Here is a 14,167-nt window from a genome sequence, read left to right on the forward strand (position 1 = left end):
ATCATCAAAAAATTATATCTTAGCACAATCCATTGGCGAGTGGATGAAGTATTAGAATCATCTGCGCAGCAAAACGAAACTCGACTGCAATCCTGTTCAATATCGTAAACGAATGGCAACATAAAAATACCGACAAGATTTCTCCAGTCGGTACTTGGCCTAACTATTGGATCTCTCTTCATAAAGAGTATGGTTTACAAAAATTATTTATCTAACCCAGTTAATTTACGTTGTTTTCGATTGGATTCATTTGCTACATACTGAAGAACGGTCATAAATTCTTTTCTAGTTGCTTTTTTATTGAGATTACCATAGCTACGGTTATATTTTTTCATAATTGCTTCTGCTTTTTCTTTATCAGTCATATAGCTTCCCCTCCCACTCTTCTTTCGTAATAGATTCAGGCAAAACAAGATTAATATACACAATATCTGGAACAATTATTGCTATTTCATTAATGTAATCTTTCAGAATCACATGCCCTGAAATAGAATCACCGTACTGTTTAATAATTTTGTGAATATTATCACGATAACTAAAATAATCATTAATAAATCGCTCTTTAGGACAAATCTTCCTCCTACTATTCCTCTTAATTTAGTGTAATTCCATGCAATAATTGGTTCTTGAAAAACAAAATAAATTGTTACATCATAATCACGTGATAGACATCTTTCAATATTTTGTTTCGCTCGACCAATCGCAAATGTTCCATAATCAATTTCACAATTATTTCTTAATATGTATACATTGCACCTCTTTATCTAATACAAACCATCTATTTTAATAACTAATTTTATAGACTATTTTTATCTTTTAGATTACAAGCAATGTCGATCATCAGCATAATAAACATAAAAGGACCAGTTACACTCAACAAAAATGCACCTAAGAATATAGCTAGTAATGGCATAGCGCCTATACCATTTTCACTTGCATCTAAATGAGGAAAAATTTTGAAAATAACTAAAAATACAAACGGTATAAATACTAATATAAACATACTTATTAAAAACAACACTAAACTTATGTTCCGAATTTTCTTAAACATAGTACACCACATTTCCAATTTTTTGTTATTATTATGTAGTAAAATTTGGCTTCGTACAAATTTTAACCAGAGTAATAAAAAAAGTTTATTATTAGTTAAAACGTAATAATATTAAGTTAAGTGCCAGAATAAAAAATCCTATGTATATATGAAACTTGCACTTTGTTAAATAAGCTTCTGTCTTCGTATAATCTGATCTTGATAGACTTTTCCCGAGGTTTAGTCGTACTACTTTTTTTACTCTCAATAAAAAACCAATACCTATACTAAAACACATCATACTAAAAAAACATAAGCTTATCCGAACCATTAAATATATCACTTTGATTCACCTAAATTCTTTTCACTATCTATAGTCAAAAGTTTATGCAAAAAAATTGTATTTTTCTAACAGTATATCTTAATTTTCTACAGTTTTTCCAGCAGCTAATGCTGCTATTAGTTCTAGTGCCTATTGTATGCTAAAGCTTTACCACGTAATGACGTTATGGCACCTTGAACAATAATTATATTTTCTACGACCCGAGCTATATTTCACTTATCGTTTCTATTATTTCCTCTGCTTACTACCTGCTGTACTTGTTCTTTTTTTCTTGGTATCTAAGATATAGAGTATATACCAATAACATTGTTATACCAAACGGAGCAGTAATATACATCCCCCATAACGATAACCCTATACATAATAATACAATATTGCCATCAATAAAATTAGGAAACAAATGACTCAATGCACTTAAAATAAAGGGCATCACAATCAACATAAACGTATTAACACCTAATAGAAGTTGACTTATAAAATATATTTTTTTCATTTGTCCACTCTTTTCTTTAGTCTACAAGTTCAAACCTGTATTTTGTTTTCAACTACTTCCATCAGTTTTCTTTAAAAATTATACTTTTGATTTATTGGCTTTCTTATAGATATATACGTAAAAACTCTGGATTCTATCCTATCAACTAAATTCAAATATTTTTCTTTTTATTCCGTCTCGCTCAAGTTATTTGCCCTCCAGAATTATATAATACCAGTTATTCTATATAACTACCTACTACAATTGTTCGAGGTCTTTTAGGATTATTTTGAGAATCTGTTCTTCTGACATGTAATCAGTTATTGTTTTTTCATTCTCTAATCTCAAATAATCTTTTTCCAACCACCATTTCTTCATGACTTTTTCACCCCATTGGGCACTTTTCTCTCTTGTTTTATGTCGATTGACTGTTTCACCAAAAGAAATATCAAAGTAATAAATATGCGCGTTCTGTTGAAAATTCGAAACTAGTTCAACCAACATCTCTTTATAAATATGAGTGCCTAGTATTCCTTCTATAACAATAACTTTAAATTTCCCTTGACCAAATAATGCGATGGATTGGATCAAGTCAGCTGTGGGATTTTCTATGCGGTCTTTTACGTTGAGTATGTGTAATCTAACTTCATCTTGCGATATCAACATTACTTCTCCTCGAGGAAATGATTGGCGTATCTTCGATGCAATCGTCGATTTTCCACTTGCGGAATTTCCACGCAGAATAATTAATTTGCTGTTCATTTACTTTATTCTACCTCCTTTTATTCAGGGTTTATAAATTTTCTGTTGCACTCGTTTGCTCTCTATGTAAATTATCAGCACCTGTCAGTAAAATTACTTCTCTTCGATTTTTTATGGTTTTACTTTTCATATCTCTACACCCTCCTAGCTTAATAATAATCACCTCACAGATTCTTAGCCCTGTTTAACTTTGCCAAAACTATACTGATTGATACTGTAAACTTCTGGATAACTTATATATTCAGTTTACTTTGGATCGAATCCATTTTGATTAATTATTAATTAGCGTATCATTGATAATCCCACTGATTTTCTCCTCTCTTTTGACAGCTGTCAAAAACTTTAATTGTGTATTTTGCGCAATCGTCGATAAAACTTTCTCTGTCTTAATATTTTTTATGCCTTATTTATTATAACCATTCGCTAAAATGAGGAACTCTATGTATATGCTCTTTAAGAGCTACCTACATTAGTTTTGATTTGCATAAATTAAAGATTGTACTAATGAAAGCGTAACAGTACTATGTTTATTGAAATCACAAAAAATCCTATATAGACACAAAAATTACAATTCATTAAGTAGATTTTGCTTTTAAGAGCGTCTAACCTGGATAAACTTTTCCCGAGGTTTTGTCGTACTACTTTTTTTACTCTCAATAAAAAACCAATACTTATACTAAAAAATATAATACTTAAGAAACATAAGCTTATCCGAACCATTAAATATATCACTATTTTATACCTACGACCTTCTATGTATGTAATGTTAAAGGTTTATTCCAAAAGATAACTATTGTTTTTCTGACCATTCTAGCTATATCTTCTGTAATAATTCTCTTAACCCTGGTTCATACTTATAGCAATAAATTTTTTATTTACAAAAAATTATTAATCTTTAGAATTTTTTTCATAATATGCAAAAAATCATGAATTACCTTTAAACCACACGTTTAATATAACCTAATAACATCGTTATTATTTAAACTAATCATAAAAACTTATTTTGAACGCATAAACGCGAAATTTATCTCAATCAAGTATGATAAAATCAGCAAAACAAAAAAAGCCATACACATATTTTCTGTATGATTTCAGTATCCAATCCATTTTTATCTAACCAACTAATCCTCTCTGTCTTTTATTCGCTTCATCTGCTACATATTTCACCCAGCATAAAATTCTTTTGCTATGACAATCTCTACTAAATCCACAATACTTTTATTTTACATTTCTTTTACCTTTTCCTTTTCACTTTATAAGTGTATTTTTATTTAACTGATTGATAAACTACTTAGGCAAAATAAAAATCAGTTGAACATCCTCCGTCTTTATACTATGTCTATAAAAAGAGGGAATGTTCAACCAACCTTGTTTTTTGGTGCAAAAAAACAGAAGAGATATAAGTAATTTCATGCATCTGTTCTTTTTTTGAAATCACCTATTTAGCAAAACTCATTAACACCGTCGTTTCAATTGAAAATTAAGCGGTAAAAACTTGGTATTTCTGATAAAATGACTACTTGTAAATCTTTATCGAGCGAAAATATTTCTAACTCTTTCGACTTTGGCTAGAAAATGATATGCCAAGAAGTTTCAACTGTTTTTTGAATCGCTTGATCTTTTTATATTATTGAAACAGAACCGTCACATTTGCTATCGCACGGACTGTTCGTCCATTTGGATATGAAAGCATTAGCTCTAGTTGATGTTGACCAACTTTTGATAGAACTTCAGGATTCAAAATAGTGATTTCAGGACGATCGTTTTCTTCTATATGGGTTTGCTCAACAAAATCAAATGGATCAAAAGATTCACCTAAAATAATCTCAACCGTCCGACCAACAGGAAATGCATCTTGTATTGGTATGTGCGTTTCTTTATATTGATCATACATTGTAGAATCGATCAAACTTCTCCAATCCTTTGGCATTTTGTCATACTCTGCTGAGGTCCAATACTCAACATTTAATTGACGATCAGATGTATCATCACGTGTATTGCCAGAAATATACGTTGACTCTCCTTTAAAACCTTCAAAAGCTTGATTCATGATCAATAGCTCTCTCCGGCGGTTGGCTGGAATATTGTGATAATTGATAAATTTATTATCAATAAATACCCCATTGTATACGTTGTCCTTTCCAGTATGCCGATTATACTCTATCCCAATCGCGTATTTATCCTGCCACTCTTTAAAATCAAACACGTTATTTGCTACTAACCAATTCGATAGCTCAGCTACTTGACCTTGAGCAAAGCTATCTCCTAATCCAAATTCTGGTGTTTCATACATGATAATACCGGTATTACGTAGATAATTATTCATGATCGTGATGTTACGTCCTGATTTGAATTTAAATCCACCATAAGGTCCATTGTGCAATCCACGAACATGATTGCCTACAACCTGTACATTCTGTGATCCTCTTAGATAGATGGCATGATCACCTACCACACCATAGCGATCCTCGTTCTCGTACATCTGCTGGAAGAAATTATCTTTTATCAAAACATTCTTCGAATTACTATATGAATTGACACCACAAGAAAGATAATTTTGTTCGTTATGTTCAAGAGACATTTGCTCAGATTCCAACGCAGATTGTAGACGATTGATGGTTTTGATAATCTCAGGATTGCTAAAGCTCTTGATTGCCTCTAACTCATTGATCCGTAACCCAAATAGATTATCTGTAATCTGTACGTTTTCCATATACTCATATCTTCCAACCGTCGAAAAACCACCAATATAGATTGCCCGATTTTCTGTATCTGGCGTGGCATGTTCATGATCTCTCATAAATATATTATTTTGCATAGTTGCCCCGTTGGATGTCTGTAGGTTGATCGGATACAAAGAGACAGGATGATAAAACACATTATCATTGATGGTAATGTTATTTGCTAAACGTGTAAAAATTCCTACTCCATCGAAAAACAATGAATGAATCTCAATATTGTGGCTTGTCTGGTAATTTTCATCTGACAAATAAACGTTTTGTCCTGTTTCATTTTTCAGTATCGTTGGATTCTCTTCTTCTCCTTTGATCTTGAGACCGCTTCTTAACACTACATTTTTGTTGATAATATACGTACCAGCTGGAATATATAACTGTTTTGTTAAAGAATTGGTGTGATCAATAATCGCTTGTAATTGATTTGACTGATCTTCTAAACTCTCACGTCGCAGCGCATGCTCCCCAAAAATCGTCGCATCTGTTGCATCTAACCATTCGGTGGGCTGAGCCAAAAAAGTTTTTTGGCCCTCTAACTCATTCATTGATTCTGCGTTTATATTTGCTGGTATGCTTATTAAAAACAGAACCAGAAAACATAACATCATTTTTAGTTGTCGTTTATTCATTTGTCTCTCCATTCTTTTTAGCTGTGATTGGCTATCGTTCTAAACAGGAAGTATTCTTTTATTTTTGCTGTTAGGTACCTTTTGTCTAACACACTATAAAATAACGAACGATATCCATTTGTAGATTAGCAGATAAATAAATAGTTTGGCACTCAATAATTTCATTCACAGGTGAAATTATTGAGTTCTTTCGCAAAAAAATAGTTGAGCAACAGTTTTACCTTAAAAGACCCGACTAAATTTCTCTAGTCGGGTAATAGTCCTATTCGTTATAAATTATCACTTGAAACTTGATAATCCTTTTCTATTTTCTTTATCAATTATCGGGGTTATCTTAAACTCTTTTTCACCATACACCCGATGCATCGTCCACTGATCAATGAATGGTACCGCTAGATTCATGACAACAATCGCTACGCCGATCCCCCCTGGCAAATCTAAGACGATTCTTAAAACGGCACATAGTAAACCACAGCCGATAGCAAAATAATACTTCCCTTTATCGGTTGCAGGTGAAGTCGTATAGTCTGTCACCATGAAAACAGCTGCCATGATCAATGCTCCACTAAGCAAATGTGCTGTAGCAAAGCTAAAATTAAACCCACTATAAATTAAAATCGCTAGATAGAAAGAGCTTAGGGTCAACAGAGGAACGAATGGATGGATGATTTTTCGCACGATCAAATAGCCCCCTGCAATCAATAAGAGCAGTTTACTTGTTTCCCCCATTGGACCGCCTAGATCAATCCCTAAGAAAAGTTTCCACCATTCAGGTGTGGTCGCGCTGATTTCTCGAGAAAAATGACCAAGTGCCACAAGTGGCGTCACCGTTGTGATCACATCTGGTCCTGGTGCGGTCCAATTGGTGATCCAAGGAGATAAAAAGAGCTTTAGAAGGACTCGTGCTGCTACTGCGGGATTGATCCAGTTCCTTCCTAACCCGCCTCCTAGATGCTTTACAAGGACGATAGCAATAAAGTCCCCGACAAGCACTGTCCATAATGGTGCACTAGTAGGTAATGTCAAAGCTAACAGCCAACCTGTGATCACAGCAGTCAAATCATTGACCGTGATCGGTTGTTTACTTGCTTTTTGGATAACCCCTTCAAGTAATACACAGGTGAGGATACTGCTAATGATCATCACTAACGAACGCCAACCAAAAAAGTAAGTAGCACCAATCGTTGGAAATATAAGGGCAATCAACACTTGTTTCATTTTCCATTGGCTTGTCCAATCATTACGGATATGCGGACCATTGATCGTTCCGTTTCCTAGATATTTCGTACTCATCCTTTTGCCTCCATGATCTGATTTTTTACTGCTCTGATATCTTTTAATAAATCGATTTTTGAAGGACAAATAAATGAACAAGCACCACATTCTAAACAATTCAACGCGCCTAACTGTTCGGCTGTCTGAAGATCCTGATGACGGTACGCTTGACTGATCAAGATCGGATGTAGACCGATTGGGCACGCATTCACACACTCGCTACATTTGATACACTTTTGTTCCTTGGGGATCATTGCCTCTGCTGCAGACAATGCTAAAATCAAATTAGTCGTTTTTGTGACTGGTTCATCTAATGATTGGATAAGTTTCCCCATCATCGGTCCACCATTCAATACCTTAAGAGGTGACGACACAAATCCACCACAAGCATCAATCAATTCCTCTACTGGTGTGCCAATTCGTACTCGTAGATTTTTTCCTTCTTTGATCGGTGTACCTGAAACTGTTACTACCCGTTCGAAGGATGCGACCTGCTTCAACGCAGCACTAAAAATACTATGTATCGTCGCTACATTCAAGGTGATCACTCCGACATCAAAAGGGAGCTTGCCTTTAGGTATTTCTTGAGATAATACATGCTTGATCACTAATTTTTCCGCACCTTGAGGATATAGATCCCCTAGAATATGTAACTGGATTCTTGGATCAATCAGATGTTTATGTAAATGTTCAATTACTTGTACAGATGATTTTTCGATCGCAATCCTTGCTTTTGGGATTTGATAAGTATCCAAAATCATTTGGATACTCTTGATCATTTGTTCGGTATCTTCAATCAATAATCTTCTATCACTAGTAATGGATGGTTCACATTCTGCTGCGTTAATGATCAAGGTATGGATCTTTTGCTCTTCTTTAGGTAGTAGCTTTATGTCAGTTGGAAAACCAGCGCCTCCCATCCCGATGATTCCTGCATTCGCGACGATATTATGTAAATCTTTGTTTTTTGTACGTAATAATTCCATACGGTCAGAAAAGTCATTTTCTATAATGACCACTTTAGTCGATCGATGATTGACCATGCGGTTCTCGATTTTTTTTACGACTCCTGCCACTGAACTATGTACATTGGCAGATATTGGTCCATCTTTTTCTCCGATGAGTGTCCCAATTGCCACTTTATTGCCTACTTCAACAACGACTTTAGCAGGTTTTCCAAGATGCATAGACATTGGTAAAATAATTTTCTTTGGTGGCGTTAGTTTCTCGATGGCTTGTTGTGCTGTATGTTTGTTTTTATCAAGATAGACGCCATTCAACCTTTTTTTTACTATTAATTTCATTTTCATTCCCCTAACGATAGATAAAAAAGTAATAAATCAAACCAATTGCTACTAAAACTAATTGCAAACCTAATCCGATCGATTCATATTTTTTTCGATAACTAATTTTTTTCATTTCTCCCCCTACAATAACAATTATTTTTTTATATAAAACAGTTGTTTTATTACTCGCATGAACATGAACAAAACAGTATATATTCGCCATACTCCATTAAATAATATAATTGAAAAGTGAAATCTTTTACTATTTCCGTTTATATAAAAGTAAATAAAATAACCATTTGTAACAAATATAATAACACGATACAACGTAATATAAAAGATTAATTTATAAAAATTTTTATCTTATCTTTTTTACTAAATGACAATAACAAAAAATTCTAACTCATGTGTTGCTTTGAGTTAGAATTTTTGATCGATTTGCTTGCGAGAAATAATTTGAAGGGTTACCTTTTACCAAGTCCTGATTACCGAAAATTATTTCGTGGAACGTGACAATCTATCCTGCAACAATCTGCTTACTATTAGTTACTCCACTACTTGTTTTTTCACATTTTGATGAGAAGGACTTTGTTCAAACAACACCTTCCCATGTGAGAAATACAATTCAGCGTCTAAACATTGCCTGTCGTTAAGTAAATCAGTTATGACATTCGCTAATTTAATTACCGCAATTCGATCAAACGCGGTGATCATCGACTGTCCAATGGCTAAATTATCTAAAACAATACTTCTATAATCGGATAATGTGGGACAAAACGTTTCAACAAAAGATTCGATTGAACTAACTGAACGGTTCAATAAAAAATGCATAGGATGGCTATTCATATGTTTCAAAAGATATTTTTTATTATTCGTTAAATCAAGTTGATTAGCAATACAAACATCGATTTCATTTGTCAAAGATAGTTCTCTTGTGACTTTACCTGTGATGGTATCGTCAATTTGGATGAACGTTACTTTTTGATGAGAATGTCCAGTATCGACGATCCGATCAATCACTTTTGTGACGCCGTTGATAAATGTATCTGAACCTACCGTATAGTCACCACTTGGGTAATCAAGATAGTTGGATACTGGTACAGTGATTACTGAAAGTCCATGGCTACGTAGCTCATTTGCAAATACAACACTCGAAGTCCCACCTAATAATACGAAGGAGTCGTAATTTTCCTCTTTGATCAATTGAATAAATTGATAGTTAACATGGTTAGTTTCTGAACATAAATAAGAGCAATCAAATAAATGCCAATTATTTACATGTTGATCCAGCTTTGTTTGGATATATTGTTCTTCAGAAAAATTGATTGCGAATAATTCGATTTCTTGTTCAGGTATGGAAAGCACAAGCTGTTCCACTAACCGCTCTCCCCCTTTTACATAACCTTCTATTGATAAAATCCCAACTTTTTTCGCCATATTCTTTTCCCCTCACTGTATTCTTTCATTGAATTTCCATACTAAGTTAGTTCCAAGAGCTATCTTCCTCAATCAGTAGTAATTTCTCATGCCAATCAAATAAATAGCAGCCCCATGTAATCGGTATCATTTAATCGTAAAAGTTTTCAAAAAGTCACTTGATTTTGCGATTTTCATAGGATAGACATAGTATCCTTCTGCTATTTTCTATTTAAGTAAAATATACCATATTTATTCCAATATAGCATAGAGGTTTTTTTATTGGTAGAAAAAAGTATAGGATTACTAAAATAGTAGCAATTGTGACAGAACAAATTATGATATTTTTGTCTCACGGCAACACCTAGAAAGCGAGGAAGACAAAGACATTTCTTTTATTGGTGAGCATCGAATCTGGCTTTGGATCTGTCTTCAACAAAAAAATAGACCGCAAGTTTGACTTGCAGTCTATTTGTAACGTTCGATAACTCAAAATAAAACAGCTTTAAACTTATTGTACCTTCAGTTGTAACAAGTATATTTTATTCGTAGCAACAATTAGAGCTGTTTCATGTTGAATGATCCAACATAGAGTTAGATAATGTGCTTTTCATTTAACAAACAATCGATCGCTTCGACAAATCGGTTAAAAAATTTTCAATAAATAAATCTGTTCCTTCTTTTGTCAGTTCATTCGAGTGACTAAACTTTTCTTTTACTTTTAATTTGATTTCTTTGATGGTCTGTTCCTTTGTCAGAAGATCGAAGATATATGTCGCTACTTCATTCTCCAGTAGAAAGATTCCCTCATCTGATGACAAGTAGATTGTATTTCCTAATTTTTCATAAGCGATCGCCTTGTTTAACTTCATTTCTTTTTCTTCCTTTCCTATAACTCCATAACCAATAGTTCTACTATTGATTGTCTTCTTTTAACAGTAATTCTTCGAAATTGATGATGTTCTGAATATTACTTCACTTGGACTGTCTTTTCAAAAGCATTAACCGTATTACTTGTTCTTATTCCTTATTCCAAAGATAAGAGTTCCTTTATTCTTGGCAGGTGATCGATTCTTGCATTTACTTTACATCGTAAAATAATCAAATGCGAATAAGTAGTAGTTTTCATCTCAAAATGTTATGTATACCCATAAGATTACTATATAGATAAGGTTTATCCTTCTTATCTAATCTTGGTCATCGTTAACTTACAATTGATTATTGTGAGGCAAATCATAGACGAAATCATTTGCCTCACAATATGGGGATTTTTAGGAAACTAAAGTTAGTCTGTACAAAAAAGGGGAGTTTTTTAGTGTACTAACTTCGTTTCTACCATAAAAAAGAACGGTGTAAGCTTTGGTCCATTTGTTAAGCATCTAGAACAACTACATGACTTCACTTTGGTATACGGTCATCTAATGTGCTTAGAGACTCTTCTCAGATCCTTTGAGCTAACTATCACTGTCCTCCTCTCTAGCATTTAGGAAAAAATTTCACTTTTTTTCCTAACATTAGTATAACGCGATTAATGTAAAAGTCAATATCTTTGTTAGGAAAAGTTAGGAATAAGTTTATTTTTATTAAACAGCTTATTCGTACTGTTTTCATGGATTGAAGGATTTTAGACACTGAATTAAGAAGTAACTAGCTATCCTATTATTGAAACACTCACAAATTTTAGAGAATGTTTTAGAAAAGGTTTAGGCGGATTGTTTACAGACTTGATATTTACCTTATCGATATTTTGCAAAAGTTTAAAAACATAACAATAATCTTCAAAAATTATGGTTTTAATGCTTTATATTGAGTATAATAATTTGAAAGATATCCTTATTTTTTCTCTATTTATTTATTATTTTACGCTATATTTATATAATTGATAGGCAAATCATAATAGCAAGAATCATTTACCTAACTTGTAAATGGTACTAGTTATTTGTTTCTATCATTCAAGAAAACGGAGGAAGGAAAACTGATGAAGAATTATTATTCAGTCAATGAACTTGCAGAGATTCTAGGAGTAACCACTCGTTCTGTACGAAATTATCTACGCGAGGGAAAACTGCAGGGGATAAAGGTTGGAGGAAAATGGAAATTCTCAGAAGAAAATCTGTCAGAGTTTCTACAGTTCTCTCTTAAAAACAAACCAAGCTTCGTAGGAACTGACCAACCAATAAATAGTGCAGTAGTCCTAAAATTCTACCTTCAGTACGAAACGTTGGAGTCATTGCACCAATTTAGAGATTGTATGATCAGCTATCATCAAGATGTTTATTCAAATAAAGAAGATCGTTACTTTTTTTATAATGTCTTAGATGATACCTACGCGGAATTTATTATTAGTGGGAATTTTAACTATGTTCAAAGTTTTGGTACTTGGTTCAATGAAGCTGTTTTAAAACGAACGGATATCTCATTGACCGCACCAAAATAAAGCAGTGTAAGACATTTTTGTTAGTCGATGTCTTACATTGCTTTATTTTTTTAAATCAGCACAGTGATCATACTACCCCCGACAATCAAGGCTAACCCGATCAACGTGTATCTTAATTCTTTTTTGCTCTTCTTTTCGTGCAAAATAACCATACCACCTAATGTTGAGATCACTACGTTCAGTTGTGTGATGATATAGGCAGTAGCTACTCCATTGGCATTAGCTGAAAATATATAAGCAAATGCGGCTAAACTAAAAATGACTCCGACGATCGTTGCTTTCCAACTTTTTCCATCTCCGTACGCTTTTGGTTGCTTCAAGACGACGTATATAGCCGCTGCTAAGAAAACTCCTAACATTTGTGGAAAGAAGATAGCTACACCATCTGCATTGACTAATTTAGGTAATGCACTGTACACCCAATAACCAATACTTGTAGAAGCAAGAATCGAAATTCCTTTAGTTATTCCACCTTGTTTACTTCCCCCATCAGTTACTGCTGTTAGTGCAGAACCAATCACTAGCAAGACGATCGCTACTCCACCAATCACTTTCCCTGTTGTTCCTGCCCATTCGCCAAAAGCAAAAACACCGATCAGTGACGTTCCAACAAGCTGCATCGCAGTGGAAATAGGCATTGTTTTGGATACGCCGATCAAATTGAACGTGGTATATTGTCCGATTTGGCCAATGACCCAAAACGCCCCAGATAAAAGACTGATCAAAAATGTAGTAATCGAAATACCACCGGGTGCCATGAACAATTGAACAACTAGACCAACGAGTAATGCCCCAATACCTGTACCCAATATTTCATTGGTGGGACGTCCACCGATTTTTTTCAAAACCAGTGGTTGGATTCCCCAGCCAATCGCTGGTATTAATGCAATTAAGATTCCCATCAATCAATCCCTACCCTTTCCCACCTTGAAATGAAGGATAAAGCGTCATACCACCGTCTACAAACAACGTGATACCTGTAACGTAGCTTGATTCATCTGAAGCCAACCAAGCAGCCGCAGCGGCGACTTCACTTGGTTTTCCAATGCGTTCCATCGGGATCATGCTTTCTGTTGTCGCTTTTTGCTCTGGATCATCAAACTTTTCGGCATTGATCGGTGTTTTGATCGCTCCTGGTCCGATACTATTGATACGTATTCCTTCAGGCGCATACTCCATCGCAACACTTTGAGTGAATAGTTTTACCCCACCTTTTGAAGCGGCATAATGTGAGAAGGTCGGCCATGGGATTTGTTCATGGACAGAGGAAAGATTGATAATACTTCCTTTTACTTTGTGTTTTTTGAAATAATTGATCGCGGCTTTTGTTCCTAAAAACACGCCAGTAAGGTTGACTTGCATCACAGTTTCCCATTCTTCCAAGCTTAATTCGTGCGTAGGTTTTTGGTTTTCAGTGCCAGCATTGTTGACCCAAACATCCAACTGACCATAGGCTTTTATCGCTTGATCAATCAAAGTCTGCACGCCTTCTTCTGTTCCTACATCCGCTTTGACAGCTAATGCTTGACCCCCAGCTTCTTCAATCGCTTTAACTGCTTCTTCTGCTCCATCAGCATCCGAATGGTAATTTACAACTACTTTCATCTTCTCTTCTCCAAAACGCTGAGAAATGGCTGTACCGATCCCTTTGGACCCACCAGTCACTACAGCTACTTTCTGTTCTAATTCTTTATACATAGAAGACACCCTTTCTTTTATCACATTAATAACAAATATTTTAAAACATTCGTTATTAGCTATAAAGACAGTGTACACTACGCA

The 14,167-nt window shown here is 34.3% G+C and carries 10 protein-coding genes; 1 reads left to right on the forward strand and 9 read right to left on the reverse strand.

The window, feature by feature from the left end; translation table 11 throughout:
• Window positions 1–203 precede the first annotated feature (203 nt).
• The 7 genes from IGJ39_RS08240 to IGJ39_RS08270 form a co-directional block, all read right to left on the reverse strand.
• Window positions 204–365 (reverse strand): hypothetical protein, encoded by a 162-nt coding sequence (locus IGJ39_RS08240; protein ID WP_171845032.1) that lies wholly within the window; start codon window positions 363–365, stop codon window positions 204–206.
• 1,738 nt (window positions 366–2,103) lie between these two features.
• The gene (locus IGJ39_RS08245; protein WP_195339187.1) at window positions 2,104–2,607 is read right to left on the reverse strand and encodes an AAA family ATPase; all 504 of its coding nucleotides are present in this window, start codon (window positions 2,605–2,607) and stop codon (window positions 2,104–2,106) included.
• A 1,627-nt stretch (window positions 2,608–4,234) separates the two neighbouring features.
• Window positions 4,235–5,887 (reverse strand): glycosyl hydrolase family 28-related protein, encoded by a 1,653-nt coding sequence (locus tag IGJ39_RS08250; protein WP_438764444.1) that lies wholly within the window; start codon window positions 5,885–5,887, stop codon window positions 4,235–4,237.
• Window positions 5,888–6,250: 363 nt separating this feature from the next.
• On the reverse strand, window positions 6,251–7,264 hold the full coding sequence (locus IGJ39_RS08255) for an RnfABCDGE type electron transport complex subunit D (RefSeq protein ID WP_195339185.1): 1,014 nt from the start codon (window positions 7,262–7,264) through the stop codon (window positions 6,251–6,253).
• The gene (gene rsxC, locus IGJ39_RS08260) at window positions 7,261–8,550 is read right to left on the reverse strand and encodes an electron transport complex subunit RsxC (RefSeq protein WP_195339184.1); all 1,290 of its coding nucleotides are present in this window, start codon (window positions 8,548–8,550) and stop codon (window positions 7,261–7,263) included. The genes IGJ39_RS08255 and rsxC overlap by 4 nt, the downstream gene beginning before the upstream one ends.
• A 528-nt stretch (window positions 8,551–9,078) precedes the next feature.
• Window positions 9,079–9,969 carry a 6-phosphofructokinase gene (locus IGJ39_RS08265; protein ID WP_195339183.1) on the reverse strand — a complete coding sequence of 297 codons (891 nt, stop codon included), beginning with the start codon at window positions 9,967–9,969 and terminating at the stop codon, window positions 9,079–9,081.
• A 593-nt stretch (window positions 9,970–10,562) separates the two neighbouring features.
• Complete coding sequence (locus IGJ39_RS08270; protein WP_195339182.1) at window positions 10,563–10,820, reverse strand: PqqD family peptide modification chaperone; 258 nt, start codon at window positions 10,818–10,820, stop codon at window positions 10,563–10,565.
• Window positions 10,821–11,926: 1,106 nt separating this feature from the next.
• Here IGJ39_RS08270 and IGJ39_RS08275 point away from each other — a divergent pair.
• Window positions 11,927–12,385 (forward strand): helix-turn-helix domain-containing protein, encoded by a 459-nt coding sequence (locus IGJ39_RS08275; RefSeq protein ID WP_066026429.1) that lies wholly within the window; start codon window positions 11,927–11,929, stop codon window positions 12,383–12,385.
• 50 nt (window positions 12,386–12,435) lie between these two features.
• On the opposite strand, the gene IGJ39_RS08280 is transcribed toward IGJ39_RS08275, so the two are convergent.
• Entirely contained in the window at window positions 12,436–13,287 is an 852-nt protein-coding gene (locus IGJ39_RS08280) for a GRP family sugar transporter (RefSeq protein ID WP_195339181.1), read from the reverse strand.
• A gap of 10 nt (window positions 13,288–13,297) precedes the next feature.
• Complete coding sequence (locus tag IGJ39_RS08285) at window positions 13,298–14,083, reverse strand: glucose-1-dehydrogenase (RefSeq protein WP_062805095.1); 786 nt, start codon at window positions 14,081–14,083, stop codon at window positions 13,298–13,300.
• Window positions 14,084–14,167: the final 84 nt, after the last annotated feature.

The sequence above is a fragment of the Enterococcus sp. AZ140 genome, from assembly GCF_051714405.1.
In the GTDB taxonomy this organism is placed as follows: Bacteria; Bacillota; Bacilli; order Lactobacillales; family Enterococcaceae; genus Enterococcus_B; species Enterococcus_B pernyi.